Annotated in this window: 13 protein-coding genes; 9 read left to right on the top strand and 4 right to left on the bottom strand. The window is 71.4% G+C overall.

Annotation, left to right across the window (positions count from 1 at the left end; all coding sequences use genetic code 11):
* Nucleotides 1-6 precede the first annotated feature (6 nt).
* The 7 genes from HALOF300_RS23300 (at nucleotide 7) to HALOF300_RS23270 (ending at nucleotide 10,120) form a co-directional block, all read left to right on the top strand.
* The gene (locus tag HALOF300_RS23300; RefSeq protein WP_156743283.1) at nucleotides 7-2,286 is read left to right on the top strand and encodes a hypothetical protein; all 2,280 of its coding nucleotides are present in this window, start codon (nucleotides 7-9) and stop codon (nucleotides 2,284-2,286) included.
* A 173-nt stretch (nucleotides 2,287-2,459) separates the two neighbouring features.
* Nucleotides 2,460-4,775 (top strand): family 43 glycosylhydrolase, encoded by a 2,316-nt coding sequence (locus HALOF300_RS23295; protein WP_156743282.1) that lies wholly within the window; start codon nucleotides 2,460-2,462, stop codon nucleotides 4,773-4,775.
* The gene (locus HALOF300_RS23290; protein WP_197522803.1) at nucleotides 4,772-5,704 is read left to right on the top strand and encodes a glycoside hydrolase family 43 protein; all 933 of its coding nucleotides are present in this window, start codon (nucleotides 4,772-4,774) and stop codon (nucleotides 5,702-5,704) included. The genes HALOF300_RS23295 and HALOF300_RS23290 overlap by 4 nt, the downstream gene beginning before the upstream one ends.
* Nucleotides 5,705-5,827: 123 nt before the next feature.
* A complete protein-coding gene (locus HALOF300_RS23285; protein ID WP_156743280.1) occupies nucleotides 5,828-6,178 on the top strand; it encodes a PadR family transcriptional regulator in 351 nt (116 codons plus the stop codon).
* The gene (locus tag HALOF300_RS23280; RefSeq protein ID WP_156743279.1) at nucleotides 6,175-7,155 is read left to right on the top strand and encodes a hypothetical protein; all 981 of its coding nucleotides are present in this window, start codon (nucleotides 6,175-6,177) and stop codon (nucleotides 7,153-7,155) included. Before HALOF300_RS23285 ends, HALOF300_RS23280 begins: the two co-directional genes overlap by 4 nt.
* Nucleotides 7,156-7,222: 67 nt before the next feature.
* On the top strand, nucleotides 7,223-8,683 hold the full coding sequence (locus HALOF300_RS23275; protein ID WP_156743278.1) for a protein kinase domain-containing protein: 1,461 nt from the start codon (nucleotides 7,223-7,225) through the stop codon (nucleotides 8,681-8,683).
* 99 nt (nucleotides 8,684-8,782) lie between these two features.
* Nucleotides 8,783-10,120: an NAD(P)/FAD-dependent oxidoreductase gene (locus tag HALOF300_RS23270; RefSeq protein ID WP_331716257.1), complete on the top strand. Its 1,338-nt coding sequence runs from the start codon at nucleotides 8,783-8,785 to the stop codon at nucleotides 10,118-10,120.
* A gap of 17 nt (nucleotides 10,121-10,137) precedes the next feature.
* Here the strand turns inward: HALOF300_RS23270 and HALOF300_RS23265 are convergent, their stop codons facing one another.
* The 4 genes from HALOF300_RS23265 to HALOF300_RS23250 form a co-directional block, all read right to left on the bottom strand.
* Entirely contained in the window at nucleotides 10,138-11,025 is an 888-nt protein-coding gene (locus HALOF300_RS23265) for a TIGR01777 family oxidoreductase (protein WP_156743277.1), read from the bottom strand.
* A 183-nt stretch (nucleotides 11,026-11,208) separates the two neighbouring features.
* Complete coding sequence (sucB, locus tag HALOF300_RS23260; protein WP_156743276.1) at nucleotides 11,209-13,128, bottom strand: 2-oxoglutarate dehydrogenase, E2 component, dihydrolipoamide succinyltransferase; 1,920 nt, start codon at nucleotides 13,126-13,128, stop codon at nucleotides 11,209-11,211.
* 25 nt (nucleotides 13,129-13,153) lie between these two features.
* Nucleotides 13,154-14,539, bottom strand: coding sequence for a dihydrolipoyl dehydrogenase (gene lpdA, locus HALOF300_RS23255; protein WP_331716256.1), 1,386 nt, complete (start codon nucleotides 14,537-14,539; stop codon nucleotides 13,154-13,156).
* Between the two features lie 117 nt (nucleotides 14,540-14,656).
* Complete coding sequence (locus tag HALOF300_RS23250; RefSeq protein ID WP_231955716.1) at nucleotides 14,657-16,159, bottom strand: leucyl aminopeptidase; 1,503 nt, start codon at nucleotides 16,157-16,159, stop codon at nucleotides 14,657-14,659.
* 85 nt (nucleotides 16,160-16,244) lie between these two features.
* On the opposite strand from HALOF300_RS23250, the gene HALOF300_RS23245 reads away from it, so the two are divergent.
* Both HALOF300_RS23245 and HALOF300_RS23240 read left to right on the top strand, forming a co-directional pair.
* Nucleotides 16,245-16,601, top strand: a complete 357-nt coding sequence (locus HALOF300_RS23245; protein ID WP_156743273.1) for a hypothetical protein — start codon at nucleotides 16,245-16,247, stop codon at nucleotides 16,599-16,601.
* Nucleotides 16,598-17,029, top strand: a complete 432-nt coding sequence (locus tag HALOF300_RS23240) for a hypothetical protein (RefSeq protein ID WP_331716255.1) — start codon at nucleotides 16,598-16,600, stop codon at nucleotides 17,027-17,029. Before HALOF300_RS23245 ends, HALOF300_RS23240 begins: the two co-directional genes overlap by 4 nt.
* The last annotated feature ends 32 nt before the right edge of the window (nucleotides 17,030-17,061 follow it).

Raw genomic sequence — 17,061 nt, 5'->3', positions numbered from 1 at the left:
GCCCGAATGAGCGCAACCGAGCAGCAGCTGACCGGTTCGGACCCGCAGGTGGTCGGCGTCGACCGGCAGCACACCCGGATCGTGGCGCGCCTCGGCCGCTGGCTGCACGCGATGGAGCCGTGGTGGACGGACGGTCCCGACGGGACCGGCTGGTTCGGTACCGGCTACAACGTCTGGGGGGCGCAGACGAACCTCAAGTACGCCTCGGCAGCGGCCGTCGTCGCGGTCCACCATGACGATCCCGGGACCAGGGCGTTCGCCCGCAGGCGTGCCGAGGCCAGCTACCGGTTCTCCTGGGACTCGCACGTGTCCGGCACCGGCACGTGTGCCGACGGGACGCAGTGGGGGCACACCTGGATCAGTGCCCTCGGCATCGAACGGGCCTGGTTCGGAGTCGAACTCCTGCGGGGCCAGGGTGCGACCGGCGTCGCGGACGCGGCACGGGCCGTGCTCTTCAGCGAGTCCGAGTGGCTCACCACCGACTATCACCGCGGCAAGGACCCGGGCGTCCAGGCCGACGTCTGGGACGCCTCAGGGCACAACCACCCCGAGTCGAACCTCTGGAACGGGGCGTTGTTGTGGCGAACGGCCACCCGCTGGCCCGACGCCGAGCAGGCGCCGCGCTTCCGGGAGGCGGCCCTGCGGTTCCTGGCCAACGGGGTCTCCCTCGCGGCCGACGCCACCGACGAGACGATCTACGACGGGCGGCCACTGCGGGAACGGCACCTCGGTGCCAATTTCTTCGACTCGATGGCGCTGGACCACCACGGCTATCTCAACGCCGGGTACATGGCCATCTGCGCGAGCCAGGCGGCACTGCTCTACTTCGACCAGGTGCGTGCCGGCCTGCCGGTCCCGGAGTCCCTGCACCTGCACCAGGACATGCTCTGGGATCGGCTGAGTTCCTGCGTCACACCCGACGGCAGGCTGATCCGGATCGGTGGGGACAGCCGGGTCCGGTACGCCTACTGCCAGGAGTACGTGCCCGTCGGCGCGCTCTACGCACAGCACCACCTGGGTGATGCCGGGGCGGCGGATCTGGTCGCGGCCTACCTGGACCTGGTCGATGCCGAGCCGAACGAGAAGGGTGCCTTCTACCGGCGCCGGTTCGATCACCTGGCCCGTCGGCGCCCCTACTACTACGTGCGGCTCGAGGCGGACCGCGCCAACGCCCTGGCCGTCGTCGCCGCCAACCTCGACGGTGCGCGGGTGGCGGGGCTCCCGGCGGTACCGGACCGGACCGTGCCGACCCCGGTGGTGCCCGTCCGTACTGCCGCCGCGCAGGATGACGTCTGGCACGACGACGAGCACGGAGTGCTGGTCACCCGCGGGGCGCGGCGGTTCGCCGCACACAGCTGGCGCGCATTCACCACGACCCAGGGGCTCTGCCTGCCGGTCGAGCGCGGAGACCTGGCCGAGTATCACCTGAACCTCGCTCCGCAGTTGAGTTTCGAGGGCGATCAGGCGGCTCTGGGTCAGTACGGTTCCGGCAAACCGTCCCGCCGGGTTCTGCAGTACTGGCAGGGCAGCTTCGCCGGTGGTTTCGCGACCGTCGGGCAGGTCGCCGAGGGCGCCGAGCTCACGATCGCCGAGGGCTGGAGCGGTGGGCCCGGAGCCGTGAGCGTGATAGCGATGATCGCGCTTCCGGACGACGCCACGGTCCTCGGCCTCCAACTCGTCACCACGTCGGACTGGCATGTCGGCCTGCTCGGCGGCCACGGGCTGAACCTGGGCATCCCGAACGACACCTACAACGCCCACCGTCGGCTGCTGCGAACGGGGGACGAGACACTCACCCTCGCTGGCCCCGCGACCGAGGAGTCTGTGCGCGATCTGGGCTCCGAGGTCAGCGTCGACGGACGGCTGACCGTTCGGTCCCTGGATGCCCAGCCCGTGCAGCTGCTGCGACGGACGGCGCCCCACGGTGGCCCCGCACTGCGTTCGCTGGGCGTCGAGACGCTCGCCATCGGTGCGTTCGGAGGTCCCGCGTACATCCCTCCGCGGACTCCGATCGTGGATGCGGCCTACCTGGTCCACGTGGAGGACCCCGGCCCGGAGTCGTCGGCCCCGGCCTGCGTCGCGGTGCCGGAGGCCGGCGGTGCCCGGGCGTGGCGGGTGCGGTCCGCGGACCGGCGGTCCTGGACGGTCGTGGTGAACCCCACCGAGTCGGAGGTGCTCTTCGAGGTGCCCGACGGCGGCGGTCGGGAACTCACGTCCGGCGGGTCCGCGTCGGGCTCGCTGAGCGTCGCGCCACTCCAGGCGCGCGTCATCGAGCACACGCGCTGACCGGCGAGGGCGGCGCGTACGCACCGCCGCCCTCGCCCGCACGCGGGCGACGACGCCCGGGGCTCGCTCGGCCGGCAGGACCCGCCACCCCCTTTACAACGTTGGAAGATTTCGCTAGACAGGACGCAGGCGCCACATCACCGAAGCTGTCGCGGTCCGAAAGGTTGACACCCATGCGTCCCTGTATCCGTGCGGTCCTTGCCGCTGCAGCCAGCCTGTGCCTGCTCGGCTCCGGGCTCCAGGCCGCGACAGCAGGTCCGGCCCCGTCGTCGTCAGCTCCACCGGCCGTGACCGTGACGAACCCGATCTCGGACGAGTTCTCCGACACCTACGCCGATCCCGCGATCATCCGCGGCAAGGACGGCTATTGGTACATGTACGCGACGAGCGACCCGCTCACCGAGGCGCCGAGCCCGTTCGGTCTGATGCACATCGCGCGCAGCCACGACTTCTCCAGCTGGGAGTACCTGGGCACCGTCTTCGACGACGAGACCCGGCCCGACTGGGCGACGTCGGGCTCCTTCCTCTGGGCGCCGGACATCCGGTACGTGGCCGGAGAGTACGTTCTCTACTACACCGTGACCGACACGGTGGCAGACCCCGGTGGGTCGAACTACGCGATCGGCGCGGCCACTGCGCCCACCCCGGCCGGACCCTGGACCGACTCAGGCGCCGCCGTCGTCGAGCCTCGATCCGACGGCGGTGACGGCTACTTCAACACCATCGACCCCGCGCTGTTCGTCGACGACGACGGCGTCCGGTACCTGTACTTCGGCGGGTATCACGGCGGCCTGTGGGTCACCGAGCTCGACGAGAGCGGCCTCACGGCCGTCGGAGAGCCGACCCGGGTGGCGCGGCCCGACCGGTACGAGGGCTCGTTCGTGGTGAAGCGCGACGGCTACTACTACCTCACCGCGTCGTCGGCGAACTGCTGCGCCGGGCCGGTGACCGGGTACAGCGTGTATGCGGGGCGGTCCACCTCGCCGCGCGGCCCGTTCGTCGACCACGAGGGCGTCTCGCTGCTCGATTCCCGGGTTGGCGGCACGCAGGTCCTCGCCCAGAACGGGAACTCCATCATCGGCGTGGGGCACCACGCGATCTTCACCGACACCAGCGGTCAGGACTGGATCCTCTATCACGGCATCGAACGCGACGACGCCTGGCTCGATGCCCCGGGTGGGGTGAACGAGCGGCCAACGTTCGTCGACCGACTGGACTGGATCGACGGCTGGCCGGTCGCCAATGCGGGTGCCGGACCGACGGAGGGATCGTTGACCGGACCCGTGACGGGATCGGCGCTCGGGATCGACCAGGGCGACCCGGCCGCGAACCAGGCCCTGCGCGCCACCGCGGGGACCTGGCACGCCGCTGTCGAGGATCTCAACGACGCCGGCGGGGTCGGCGTGCTCGACTCGACGGGCGAGGCCGCGCGCGTGGTCTCGAACCGCCCGACCCCGAGGGACGTGCGCGTGGAGGCCGACGTCCGATTCCTCGACGACGCTCAGACGTTCGCGGTGGGCTTGGCGCAGGCTGGGCGCAACGCGATCGCGGTCACCGTCGACCGGACCACCGGGGAACTGCGTGCGGAGGTGACGCAGGGCGCTCGCACCACGGTCGAGGCGGCTCCGCTGACGAGCCTGTTCAGTCCGGACGCCTTCACCTCAGTGACCGTCGAGGCGCGCGACGGCGTCCTGCGCGCGGTCCTGTCGGAGAGCCGCCTCGGCGACGTGCTCGCCGAGGTGGAGATCGACCTGCCGCGGGGCGCGCAGAAGCAGCGACCCGTCGAGCTGGCGTCCACCGGTGGCGCCGTGCAGGTGGACAACCTGAGCGTCGTCGCGGCACACACTCCGGCGACGGAGCGGGTCGCCGAGCCGGAACCCGGCTCCGTGCTCTTCGCAGAGGAGTTCGACGGTGACCTGCAGCCCGGCTGGGAGTGGGTGCGCCCCGCCACCGGGACCACCGTCACGGACGCCCAGCTCCAGTGGCCGCTCGAGTCGGTCGACATCGTCGGCGAGGGCAACACGGGAGCCCTCCTGCTCCGGGACGCTCCGGAGGGGGAGTGGATCATGCAGACCCGCGTGACCCTGGACCTCGGGGTGGACACGATCCGCAACTACCAGCAGGCCGGGCTGATCGTCCACAACTCCGATGACGACTTCCTGCGCCTGGGCACGGTCGCGATCTGGAGCAGCCGGCAGGCGGAGTTCGGCAAGGAACTGGTGGAGGACGGGCGGTTCAACTGGGGCGCGCACCTCGGCGGGCCGGTCGCACCGACGATATGGCTGCAGCTGCACCACACCGTCGATCCGGCCACCGGTGACCTGCTCTACCGCTCCGCGACCTCACGCGACGGACAGTCGTGGCGATGGGGAGCGACGTGGACGCTGCCGGCCGGATCCGACCCCCGGATCGGGCTGTACGCCGGCGGCGGCGCCGCTCCGCCGGCGGTCGCCACGTTCGACTACGTCCGGGTGTTCGACGTCCGGTGAGCACCCGTGGCACCGTGACCTTCACGAACCCCGTCCACGCCCGGAACTTTCCCGACCCGTTCGTGCTGGAGGTGGACGGTCGGTGGTACGGGTACGCCACCCAGGGCGAGCTCGGCACCCTTCCGATCCTGCGGTCGGACGACCTCGTCACCTGGGACGTGGTGGGCGATGGCATGCCGAGGCTGGCCCCCTGGTCCGTCGCCGGACGCCACTGGGCTCCCGAGATCGCGGCGTTCGGCACCGACCGCTACGTGGCCTACTACACCGCGACGGAGCGGGTGACCCGGAACCAGTGCATCGGGATCGCCGTCGCCGCCTCACCCGAGGGGCCGTTCGAAGACACCGCCGAGGTGCCGTTCATCGGTCAGCACGACGAGGGTGGATCGATCGATGCGAGCCCGTTCACCGATGTCGACGGCACCCGATACCTGCTCTGGAAGAACGACGGCAACCATATCGGCGTCGAGAGCTGGGTGTACCTCCAGCAGTTGAGCCCCGACGGGCTCGAACTCGTGGGGGAGCCGCAGAGGCTTATCACCCATGACCAGGCCTGGGAGGGCAACCTCGTCGAGGGGCCGTTCCTGTGGATCCATGATGGCCGGTACGTCCTCTTCTACTCGGCGAACGACTACGCGTCAGCCGACTACGGTGTGGGCTACGTCGTCGCCGACGAGCTACTGGGGCCGTACACGAAACCGACCGATGTCCCCCTCATGCGCAGTACGGACGATGCCGCCGGGCCCGGGCACGGGATGGTTGTCGAGACCAGTGGACGCACCTGGTACGTCCACCACGCGTGGCCGCCGGACGCCGTCGGCGCCAAGGCTCCGGGGCGCACGATGTGGCTCACCGAGCTGAGGTGGACCGACGGTGCTCCGGTGCTCGACGGTCCCCGAGTGCGTGTCGGGACTGCCTCCGCGCAAGCGTGACGTCCTGTGGCGCTTGCGCGGGAGCACCGTTCGGCCCCCGAACTCGCCCCGGTAGACCTAGTAGGCCCGCGCTGTGACCTGTTCGTCTTCCATTAGTGTGTGACACACAGTATAGTGTGATGTGTGTATGGGGATGAGTTCGACGAGATCGAGGCGAGCCACCGGCAGGAACTGCGGCGTGGCACCGTCGGCCTCGCGTGCCTGCTCCGGTTGCGCACTCCCGACTACGGCTACGCGCTGCTCGAGTCGCTGGGCACCGACGGCATCGACGTCGACGCGAACACCCTCTATCCGTTGCTCCGCCGGCTCGAGAAGCAGGGCCTGGTCACGAGTGAGTGGAGCACGGGGGAGGCGCGACCACGCAAGTTCTATCGCACCTCGCCCGAAGGGGACCGGCTCGCCCGGGTCCTCACAGACGACTGGCACCGACTGGACGCCGCGCTGCGCGGCCTGGTCGACGGAGGGGAATCATGAAGACATCGACACTCACCGACCGATATCTCTTCGCCGCCGCGCGAAGCGTCCCGCAGACGCAGCGCAACGAGTTCCGCAGCGAGCTCGCCGAGCGGATCGGCGACTCGATCGACGCGAAGGTGGAGGGCGGGGCGGACCGCGAGGCGGCCGAGTTGGACGTGCTCACCGAGCTCGGCAACCCTGACGCACTCGCCGCCGCCTACGCGGACCGGCCGCTGCAACTCATCGGCCCGGCCCACTACCTCCTCTGGAAGCGCCTGCTGAGGCTGCTGCTCGCGATCGTGCTGCCGTGCGTCGCGTTCGCCTACGTGCTGTCGCAGCTGATCTCGGGTGCCGCCATGGGCGAGATCTACGGAGGCACGGTCGTGGTGCTGATCAACGTCACGGTGCACCTCGCCTTCTGGACGACGGCGGTGTTCGCCTTCATCGACCGGGTCAGCGGCGGCACGTCCGTCCTCGAGTGGAAGCCGGAGGAACTTCCGGTCGTGGTCGAGCCGCCGCGCAACCAGATCCGCATCGACGTCGTCAGCAATCTCGTGCTGATCGTGCTCGCCGCCCTGGCGATCCTCGTCGGGCCCGGGCTGATCCCGTCGCCGGACGGCGCGGGTTCGGTGCCGTTCTTCGAGCCCGCGACCTGGGCCTGGCTCCAGTGGTACCTGCTGGCGGTGCTGGTCGCCCAGCTCGCGTTCTGGCTGCTGCTCCTGCGCCATGGGCGATGGTCCTTCCGGTTCGTCTTCGCAAGCCTGGTGCTCGCCGCCGCTGCGGCCCTGCCGATCGCGGCGACGCTGGCCACGGGAACACTGCTGAATCCCGAGTACCTGGCGCGCACCGACTGGACGGATGCGGTGGAGCAACTGGGCTCGGGAGGTGTGGTTGCGTCGGTCCTCGCCGTCAGCGTCGTCGCCGGCGCGGCAGTCTGGCCGATCGACGGATTCGTCAAGGCCCGTCGCGCCCGGCAGGAACAGCTCGCGGGGTAGGACCGCGCGCCGCAGGCACCTGTGGATGGCCGCAGCAGGAAACCGGACGCCGGTGTTTGCTTGAGGCATGAGCGGCACAGTGCCGGAGATCCCGGGCTACCAGGTGGCGGGACCGCTCGGATTCGGGGCGCCGTCACGGGTGTGGTCGGCCCGCGAGGCACCGGCGCGCGGCGGCCGCGCGGTGGCGATCCGCGTGTTCGAGCCGGTCGGCGACGACCGTGCAAGGGCCCGACGGCGTCGGCTCGGCGCGCTCGGTGGTCTCGACCATCCCGGGCTGGCCCGGGTGCTCGCGGTGCACGAGCGCGACGACGGGCGCTGTGCCGTGGTCCAGGAACTGATCGACGGGCCCACCCTGGCGACTGTCCGCGCGGGGCGGCACGGTCTCGACCTGGCCGAGACGCTCGGCCTGGTCGCCGCCCTGGCCGACGCGGTGGGCGTGCTGCACGCCGCCGGGGTGGTGCACGGCGACATCTCGCCTGCGAACATCCTGCTGAGAACGCCCCCGCGTGGACCGAAGGACCCGGCTACGCGGGCGGTCGAGCAGCGGCAACGTTCCGATGCGACGGTCGGCGCACCGGCTCCGCCGGACCCCGGCACCGGCCGGCCGGTACTGGTCGACCTGGTCGGCGGGACCGGAACCGACGCCGGCACGGAAGGGTTCCGCGCACCCGAGGTCGGGACGGGGCAGGAGGCGTCCGCGGCGGCGGACGTCTTCAGCATCGGCGCGGTCGCCCGGTGGGCGGTGGCGGACGCCGAACGTCTGGCGTTGCGCGAGATCACCAGCGAGCTCACCGCGGGCGAACCCCGGCGCCGGCCATCCCTCACAGACGTCCGGACCCGGCTCATCGAGCACGATGTCACTCCGATACGCCTGCCGGACGCCGGCACCCTGGCCGGGGCCAGCCTGCGCGAGCACGCCCGACGGGAGGAGACGATCCGGCGGCCGGTCCGCCGCCCGCGCGGCCGCGCCCGGCACCGCCGATCCCGGCGATGGCGGGTGGTCGCCTGCGCCGCGATGGTGCTCGGCGCGCTCGTGGGCACGGCATCGCTCAATGGCTGGGGACCGGTGGCCTCCGATCCGCAGGGCCCCGGCGAACCGGACGTGACCCAGGACCCGACCGGCCGCACGGGTGGGTCGCCGGCAGCCGCCCTGCTCGCAGCGGTGCCGGCTCTGACGGCGGCGCGGGACGTTGCGTTGGCGGCGGGCGACGCACAGGCGCTCGCCGCGGTGAGCGTGCCCGGTTCGCCTGCCGCCGCAGCCGACGCCGAGCTCCTCGCGGCGCTCGCGACGGCGGGACTCACGTTGTCCGGGCTCGGGACCGCGGTGACCGACGTCGAGCTGGTGAGCGAACCGGGAGAGGAGTCCGTGGTGCGGGCTGTCCTGACCCAGGGCGAGCACCAGCGCACGGTGGCCGGCAGTGGCGACGTGGCGACCGTAGTGGCACTGTCGCCGCGATGCCTGGAGTTCACGCTCGCCCTCGTCGAGGGGGACTGGCGGATCGCAGACGTGGCCGAGTGCCCGCCCTGACCGGCCGCGCGGGCGTTCACCCACCTGGGTGAGGCCCGGGCGAGCAGTTCCCTCGCCCGGGGGAGGGCACCTCATGCTGCGCGCGGCACGCTGAATCCCATGGAGCACATGTCGCAGGCAGCCAGGACCCGACCCCGGGTCGTCATCATCGGGTCGGGCTTCGGTGGGTTGTTCGCCGCACGCGCGCTCGGGCGTGCCGACGTGGACGTCTCGCTGATCGCGAGGACCGGTCACCACCTCTTCCAGCCGCTGCTCTACCAGGTCGCCACCGGGATCCTCTCGCCTGGCGAGATCGCCCCGGCAACCCGGGAGGTGCTGTCCCGGCAACGCAACACGCAGGTGATCCTCGGCGAGGTCGGCGACATCGACCTGGACCGGCGGATCGTCACGGCCAGCACGCTCGGGCGCACGCACCGCCACGGCTACGACCATCTGATCGTTGCAGCCGGCACCGACCAGTCCTGGTTCGGCAACCCACAGTTCGCGGAGTTCGCGCCCGGGCTGAAGAGCATCGACGACGCGCTGGAACTGCGCGGGCGCATCTTCGGCGCATTCGAGCTTGCCGAGCTGGCAGCTGCGCAGGGCCGGCACGAGGACGTGGCACGCCTGATGACGTTCGTGGTGGTCGGCGGCGGAGCCACCGGCGTGGAGATGGCCGGGCAGCTGGCCGAGCTGTCCAGGCGCACCCTGCGTCGGGAGTTCCGGCACATCGACCCGGCCACCTCGCGCGTCGTCCTGGTCGACGTCGCCCCCGCGGTCCTCGGTGCCTTCCATCCACATCTGCAGGAGAGTTCTCGCGTCGCGCTGGAACGGATAGGCATCGAGGTGCGGCTGTCCACCGCGGTCATCGGCGTCGACGCCGACGGACTCGATCTCGAGGGGCCGGACGGCGAACGTACGCGGGTCGAGGCGGTCACCAAGGTCTGGGCGGCCGGGGTGGCGGCGAACCCGCTTGCAAGGCACCTCGCCGATCAGGTCGGCCTGCGGGTGGACCGGCAGGGGCGGATCCCGGTCGAGGCGGACCTGACGCTGCCCGGGCACCCGGAGGTCCACGTGATCGGAGACATGATCGCCCTGGACAACCTGCCCGGCGTGGCGCAGGTCGCCATCCAGGGTGCCCGGCACGCGGCCGCCGAGATCCGTAGGACCCACCGCGGGGAGCCGACCGGTCGCGCCTTCCGCTATCACGACAAGGGCAGCATGGCCACGATCTCCAGGTTCCGGGCGATCACCCAGATGGGACGGATCCGGCTCACCGGTTTCATCGCGTGGCTGGCGTGGCTCGCCGTGCACCTGGTGTACATCATCGGATTCAAGTCCCAGGTGACGACTCTGCTGCACTGGATGGTCAGCTTCGTCGGCCGGGGCCGGTCCGAACGGACCGTCACTGAGCAGCAGGTGTTCGCCCGCCGTGCACTGGAGCGCTCCCGACGCTGACGAGCGGGACAGGTGCGTCAGCCGTACAGGTAACGCGCTGCGGACTCCGGTTCAGGGTGCGCGAACTCGAACCCATCCGCCTGCAGCACCCCGGGCACCACCCGCTGGGACTGCAGCAGCTCGCCGGCGAACCCCCCGAGGGCGATGCGCAGCGCGAACGCCGGCACCGGCACCACTGCCGGCCGGTGCAGCGCGGCCGCGAGGGTGCGGATGAGGTCGGAGTTCCGGGCGGGCTCGGGGGCGGTCAGGTTCACCGGCCCGGTGACGTCGGAATCGAGCAGGTGCATGATCGCGCCGACCTGGTCGGCGAGCGTGATCCACGGCCACCACTGCCGCCCCGATCCCATCGGGCCTGCGACGCCGCACCGCAGGAGCAGGTTCAGTCGGCCCAGGGCGCCGCCGGTGCGGCTGAGCACGATCCCCGAGCGCACCATGGCGACCGGCAGTCCGGCGTCCACGGCGGGCTCGCTTGCCGCTTCCCAGGAGAGGCACAGCCCCGACAGGAACGTGGTCCCGGCGGGGTGATCCTCGCGGACCACCGCCTCGCCGGTGTCCCCGTAGAACCCGACGGCGGAGGCCTGGATCAGCCGGATCGGCTCTTTGCGCCTGGCGAGCCGGGTGGCGATCAGTGACGTGCCCGCCACGCGCGAGCTGATCAGGTGCGCCTTGCGGGCCGGGCTCCAGCGGCGCTCACCTACGCCGGCGCCGCCGAGGTTCACGACCCCGGCGACGCCGTCGAACACCTCGTCCGGCAAGAGCCCGGAATCCGGATCCCACCGGACCTCGCCCGGCGCTCGTGGCTCGCGGCGCACGAGTACCCGCACCTCGCGGCCCTGCGCGCGCAGCGCATCGGCCAGCGCCGTCCCGATCAGCCCGGACGCCCCGGCCAGTACGACAGCGCTCATGTCTGCCCTCCCTCTGTTCGATGCACCATGTCACGCCGCGCGGTCGGCCGCCTCGTGGGCGGGGGCCGCGATCGCGCCGCCGCTGACGCGGCTAGCGCCGCCAGGACTCACCACAACGAAACGGCGGCCGTCCCGCGAACGGGGACGGCCGCCGTCGGGCGTTGCTCGTCTTGCGAGAGGTGGTCAGAGGCCCAGGTCGGCCTCGAACGCACCCTCCTCGAGCCGGCTCTTCATGGACATGAGGAACCGGGCCGCGTCCGCACCGTCCACCAGGCGGTGGTCGTAGGACAGTGCGAGGTAGACCATCGAGCGGACCGCGATGACCTCGGCGCCGTCGGCGTCGGCGACCACTACCGGGCGCTTGACGATCGTGCCGATACCGAGGATGCCGACCTGCGGCTGGAGCAGGATCGGGGTGTCGAAGAGGGCCCCACCGCTGCCGGTGTTGGTGATCGTGAAGGTGCCGCCGGACAACTCGTCCGGGGTGACCTTGTTCGCCCGGGTGCGGGCGGCCAGGTCGGCGATCTTGCGGGCGATCCCGGCGATGTTGAGGTCACCGGCCTCCTTGATGACCGGGACCACCAGACCACGCTCGGTGTCCACGGCGAGGCCGATGTTCTCCGAGCCGTGGTAGACGATCTCCTCGCCGTCGATGCTGGCGTTGAGCTTCGGGAACTCCTTGAGAGCCTCCGTCGCCGCCAGCGTGAAGAACGGCAGGAACGTCAGCTTCGCACCTTCGCGGGCGGCGAAGTCGTTCTTCGCACGGGCACGCAGGCGAGCCACCTTGGTGACGTCGACCTCGACCACGGTGGTCAGCTGGGCGGACACCTGCAGCGACTCGACCATCCGGGACGCGACGATCTTGCGCAGCCGGGTCATCTTCTCCCGGGTGCCGCGCAGCGGCGAGACGGCCGGCGTCGACTTCGCAGCCTGCGCGGCCGGAGCCGGGGCGGCTGGGGGAGCAGCGGCTGCGGCCGACTTCGCGGCGGCGGCCTTCTCCGCCGCCTCGGCGGCGGCGAGCACGTCCTGCTTGCGGATGCGGCCACCCACACCGGAACCGGTGACGGAGGACAGCTCCACACCCTTGTCTGCGGCTAGCTTGCGCACGAGCGGGGTCACGTAGGAGCCGGAACCCTCCTCCGACGTCTCGGCCTTGGCGGGCTCCTGCTGGGCCGGCTCGGCCTGGGCGGGCGCCGCGGGGCTGGGAGCGGCCGGGGCGGGCGACGGAGCCGCAGGTGCGGGCGACGCGGCCGCGGGTGACGGGGCGGCGGGCGCGGGTGACGGGGCGGCCGGGGCCTGCGCGGCCGCTGCCGGCTCGGGCTCGGCCGGGGTGGCTTCGGGCTCGGGTGCAGCCGGGGCGGACGCAGCGGCGGGGGCCGCGGCACCGGAACCGATGTACGCGAGCGTGGTGCCGACGTCGACGGTCTCGTCCTCGGCCACCAGGATCTCCAGGACCTTGCCGGCCACGGGGGAGGGAACCTCGGTGTCGACCTTGTCGGTGGAGACCTCGAGCAAAGGCTCGTCCACCTCGATGTCGTCGCCGACCTCCTTCAGCCAGCGGGTGACGGTGCCCTCGGTCACGGACTCGCCCAGTGCGGGCAGCGTCACGGCCTGACGATCGCCGGCGGCTTCCCCACCCGATCCGGAGGTGGCGCTCGACTCGGGGGCCGGTGCCTCCTCGGCAGCGGCCTCCTTGGCCTCGCCCTGGTCCGCGGCGGTCTCGCCCTGCGGCTCGGGTGCGGACTTCTGCTCCGGCTCGGGTGCGGGCTCCCGCTCCGGCTCGGGTGCGGACTCCTGCTCCGGCTCGGCGGCAGGCGCCGCCTCGGCGGCAGCCGCGGGAGCGTCACCCGACTCGCCGCCTCCGGAGCCGTCACCGATGATCGCCAGCTCGGCGCCCACCTCGACCGTCTCGTCCTCTTCCACCAGGATCTTCTCGACCACACCGGCCACGGGGGAGGGCACCTCGGTGTCCACCTTGTCGGTGGAGACCTCGAGCAACGGCTCGTCGACCTCGACCGTCTCACCGACGGCCTTGAGCCAACGGGTCACGGTGCCTTCGGTGACGCTCTCTCCGAGTGCGGGCATCTGCACGGACTGCGACATGACCGGGTGTCTCCTTCTTGGGTGGTCAGTTGTGGGAGTGCAAGGGCTTACCGGCCAGGGCCAACGCGGCCTCGCCCAGCGATTCGTTCTGTGTCGGGTGCGCGTGGATCAGCGAGGCGACGTCCTCGGGGTAGGCCTCCCAGTTCACGATGAGCTGGCCCTCGCCGATCTGCTCGCCCATCCGCGCGCCGAGCATGTGGACGCCGACGATGGGGCCGTCCTTCGCGCGGACCAGCTTCACGAAGCCCGTGGTCTTGAGGATCTGGCTGCGGCCGTTCCCTCCGAGGTTGTACTCGAGGACCTCGACGCCGTCCGCGCCGTGCTGCTCCTTGGCCTGGGCCTCGGTGAGCCCCACGGAGGCGACCTCGGGCTGGCAGTAGGTGACCCGCGGGATCCCGCTCTCGGTGATCGGCGCGGGGTCCAGCCCGGCGATCTGCTCGGCCACGAAGATGCCGTGCCCGAAACCACGGTGCGCGAGCTGCAGCCCGGGGGTGATGTCCCCGACGGCGTAGATGTTCTCGACGCCGGTGTGCAACCTGTCGTCGACCAGGACGAAACCACGGTCGATCCGTAGCCCCTGCTCCTCATAGCCGAGGTCCGCCGTCGACGGCCCGCGGCCGACGGCGACGAGCAGTAGGTCCGCTTCGTAGGTGGTGCCGTCCTCGAGGGTGACCACCACGCCGTCGTCACTGCGCTCGACGCCCGCGAACCTCACGCCGAGGGAGAACTTGATGCCACGCTTCTTGAACGCGCGCTCCAGGCCCTTGCTGAGCGCCTCGTCCTCGTTCGGGACCAGGTGCGGCAGGGCCTCGACGATCGTCACGTCCGCGCCGAAGGACTTCCAGACGCTCGCGAACTCGACGCCGATCACGCCGCCGCCGAGCACGATCGCCGTCTTCGGAACCCAGTCCAGCGTCAGCGCCTCCTCGGAGGTGATGACCCGGCCGCCGATCTCCAGCCCGGGCAGTGACTTCGCGTAGGAGCCGGTCGCGAGGACCACGTTGCGGCCGGTGACCCGGCGCCCGTCGACCTCGACGGTGTCCGGCCCGACGAGGCGGCCGTACCCGTTGATCACCTCGATCTTGCGCGAGGAGACCAGGCCCTGCAGGCCCTTGTACAGGCGGGCCACCACGGAGTCGCGGTAGGAGTTCACGCCGTTGATGTCGATGCCCTCGAACGTCGAGTTGACGCCGAACTGCTCGCTCTCGCGGATCTCGTCGGCGAGCTCACCGGCGTGCAGGAGCGCCTTCGTCGGGATGCACCCGCGGTGCAGGCAGGTGCCACCGACCTTGTCCGACTCGATCAGCGCGACCGAGAGGTCGAGCTCGGCGGCGCGCAGCGCGGCCGCGTAGCCACCGCTGCCCGCACCCAGGATGACGACGTCGTAGGCCTCGCCTGGTGCTTGCGTCACGTGTGTCTCCTCGTCCACCGTGCCGGGGCTGCCATGCTTACCGGCTCCGTCCATCTTGGCACTGTCTTCCGCACTCACCCAACCAGGTCCACGACCGGGCCCGTGAGGTTGCTCACCTCACGCGCCCGCTGCGTCCTCGAGGACGCCCAGCAGGGTGCGCACCCCGACGCCCGTGCCGCCCTTGGGCACGTAGTGTCGCGGCCCGCCCTCGTTGAACGACGGGCCCGCGATGTCCAGGTGCGCCCAGGGCGTGCTCCCGGCGAACTCCTGGAGGAACAGCCCGGCCACGAGCATGCCGCCGTAGCGCTCGCCCATGTTCGCCAGGTCTGCCATCGGCGTCTTCATGGACGCGCGCAGCTCCTCGGGCAGCGGCATCGGCCAGAACTGCTCGCCGGACCGCTCGGCGGCACCGATCACCGCGCCACGCACGTCGTCGGTGCCCATCACGGCGCTGACCTGGTTGCCGAGGGCGATCATCTGGGCGCCGGTCAGGGTCGCGATGTCGATGATCGCGTCCGGCTTCTCCTCGCCCGCCGCCACGATCGCGTCCGCCAGGACCAGGCGGCCCTCGGCGTCGGTGTTGAGGACCTCGACGGTCTTGCCGCCGCGGATGGTGATCACGTCGGATGGCCGCTGCGCGGTGCCCGACGGCATGTTCTCGGCGAGGGCGAGCCACCCGGTGACCTTGATCGGCAGCCCGAGCTCGGCGGCGGCCAGGACCGTGTTCAGCACAGCCGCGGCGCCGGCCATGTCCGACTTCATCGTCTCCATGGACTTCGCCGGCTTGATGGACAGGCCGCCGGAGTCGAACGTGATGCCCTTGCCGACGAGTGCGTAGTGCTTCTTCACGCGAGCCGGGGCGTAGGTGAGCTTGACCAGCCGGGGCGGCCGGACCGAGCCCTGTCCGACGCCGATCAGCCCGCCGTAGCCCCCCTCGCGCAACGCGGCGTCGTCGAGCACGCTGATCTTCACCTTCGTGCCCTTCACCCTGGCCCGGGCGTGGTCGGCGAACGTCTGCGGGTACAGGTCGTTCGGGGCCGTGTTCACCAGGTTGCGGGTGTCGTGCACCGCTGCGGCGAGCACCCGCGCGCGAGCGACGGCGTCCTTCGTGGCGCTCTTGCGAGCCGTCGGTGTCACCAGGGTGAGAGTCGCGACCGGGGCGACGGCGGCCGGTCGGCTCGTGCGGTAGTCGCCGAACGCGTAGGCGCCGAGCAGGGCACCCTCGGCGACGGCGGAGGCCTGGGCCACGTCGTCGGCAGGCAGGACGAGCGCGACTGCGGCCGTGCCCGCGAGCTGGCGGGTGGCCGCGCCCGCGGCGCGGCGCAGGTTCTCGAGCGTGGGGGCGCCGTCGGACTTCCTGCCCGAGGCGACCACCCCGAGACCGGTCAGGACGAGCAGCGACGCCTTGACGCCGTCGCCGGCCGGGATCTTCGTCACCTCGTCGACCGTGCCCTTCAGGCCGAGGACAGCGATCGCGCTCTCCAGGGCGGCGCGGACGGGGCCGGGCAGGGCGTCGGCGCCGAGCAGTCGCGCGCCCGTGCCGTCGGGGGTGATCCCGATCACGAGGGCGTCGGTGGCCAGGCGGGCAGGGTCGGAGGAACTCAGCACTAGTTCGGTCACCCGCCCATCGTAGGAGGTCCCGCGCCTCGCGGGCGAAACGGCGCGGATGCGGGCCGACGACCGGGCGGGCACTACCCTGCACGATGTGTCAGTCGTGTCATGGATCATCGTGGGTTGCTGCCTGGTGCTGGCGGTCTGGGCCCTGGTGCTTGCCGTGCGCAACACCTCGGTGACGTTCAACCAGCTCATCGGGGCGGGCGTGATCGAGGTCGCGCTGATCGCGCAGATGATCGTGGCCGGCGTGAGCCTCGGCGGCGGACACGAACTCGGCGACCCGGTCACCTTCTGGGGCTACCTGATCACGGCACTGGTGATGATGCCGGTCGCCGCGGTGGTGGCGTTCGCCGAGCGCAGCCGGTGGAGTTCGGTGGTGCTGGCCGTGGCCGGGGCCGTCCTGATCGTGATGCAGATACGGGTGAACCAGGTATGGATGACGTCGTGACGGCCCCTGAGGACACGGAGGACACCCGGCGCCCGGCGTACGGGGCCGGCCGAGTCCTCATCTTCGTCTACGGGATCTTCGCCCTCGCCGCGACGGCCCGGGCGACCGTGCAGCTGATCCGGGACTCCTCCGAGGCGATGTTCGCGTACTCGCTGTCCGGACTGTCCGCAGTCGTGTACATCCTGGCGACCGTGGCACTGGCGCACAACGGCCGCCGGATGCGCCGGGTCGGCTGGATCACCGTCTCGTTCGAGCTGGTCGGAGTGCTGACCGTCGGAACCCTGAGCGTGCTGCACCCCGAGTACTTCCCGAGGGACACCGTCTGGTCGAACTTCGGCCAGGGGTACGGCTACGTGCCGCTGGTGCTGCCGATCCTCGGGCTGTTCTGGATGTGGCGGTCCAGCCCGGCACGGATCGCCGCCGGCTGACGCCACCCTGCCCAAGCCCCCGTCTCCAGCCC

It is taken from the genome of Occultella aeris, assembly GCF_902703175.1.
GTDB lineage: Bacteria > Actinomycetota > Actinomycetes > Actinomycetales > Beutenbergiaceae > Occultella > Occultella aeris.
The sequence above is the reverse complement of the archived record's forward strand: the minus strand, read 5'-3'. Positions and strand labels throughout refer to the sequence as shown.

Coding starts and splice junctions, on each gene's coding strand:
- HALOF300_RS23300 (WP_156743283.1), top strand. CDS start 7: ATGAGCGCAACCGAGCAGCAGCTGACCGGTTCGGACCCGCAGGTGGTC.
- HALOF300_RS23295 (WP_156743282.1), top strand. CDS start 2,460: ATGCGTCCCTGTATCCGTGCGGTCCTTGCCGCTGCAGCCAGCCTGTGC.
- HALOF300_RS23280 (WP_156743279.1), top strand. CDS start 6,175: ATGAAGACATCGACACTCACCGACCGATATCTCTTCGCCGCCGCGCGA.
- HALOF300_RS23275 (WP_156743278.1), top strand. CDS start 7,223: ATGAGCGGCACAGTGCCGGAGATCCCGGGCTACCAGGTGGCGGGACCG.
- HALOF300_RS23270 (WP_331716257.1), top strand. CDS start 8,783: ATGGAGCACATGTCGCAGGCAGCCAGGACCCGACCCCGGGTCGTCATC.
- HALOF300_RS23265 (WP_156743277.1), bottom strand. CDS start 11,025: ATGAGCGCTGTCGTACTGGCCGGGGCGTCCGGGCTGATCGGGACGGCG.
- sucB (WP_156743276.1), bottom strand. CDS start 13,128: ATGTCGCAGTCCGTGCAGATGCCCGCACTCGGAGAGAGCGTCACCGAA.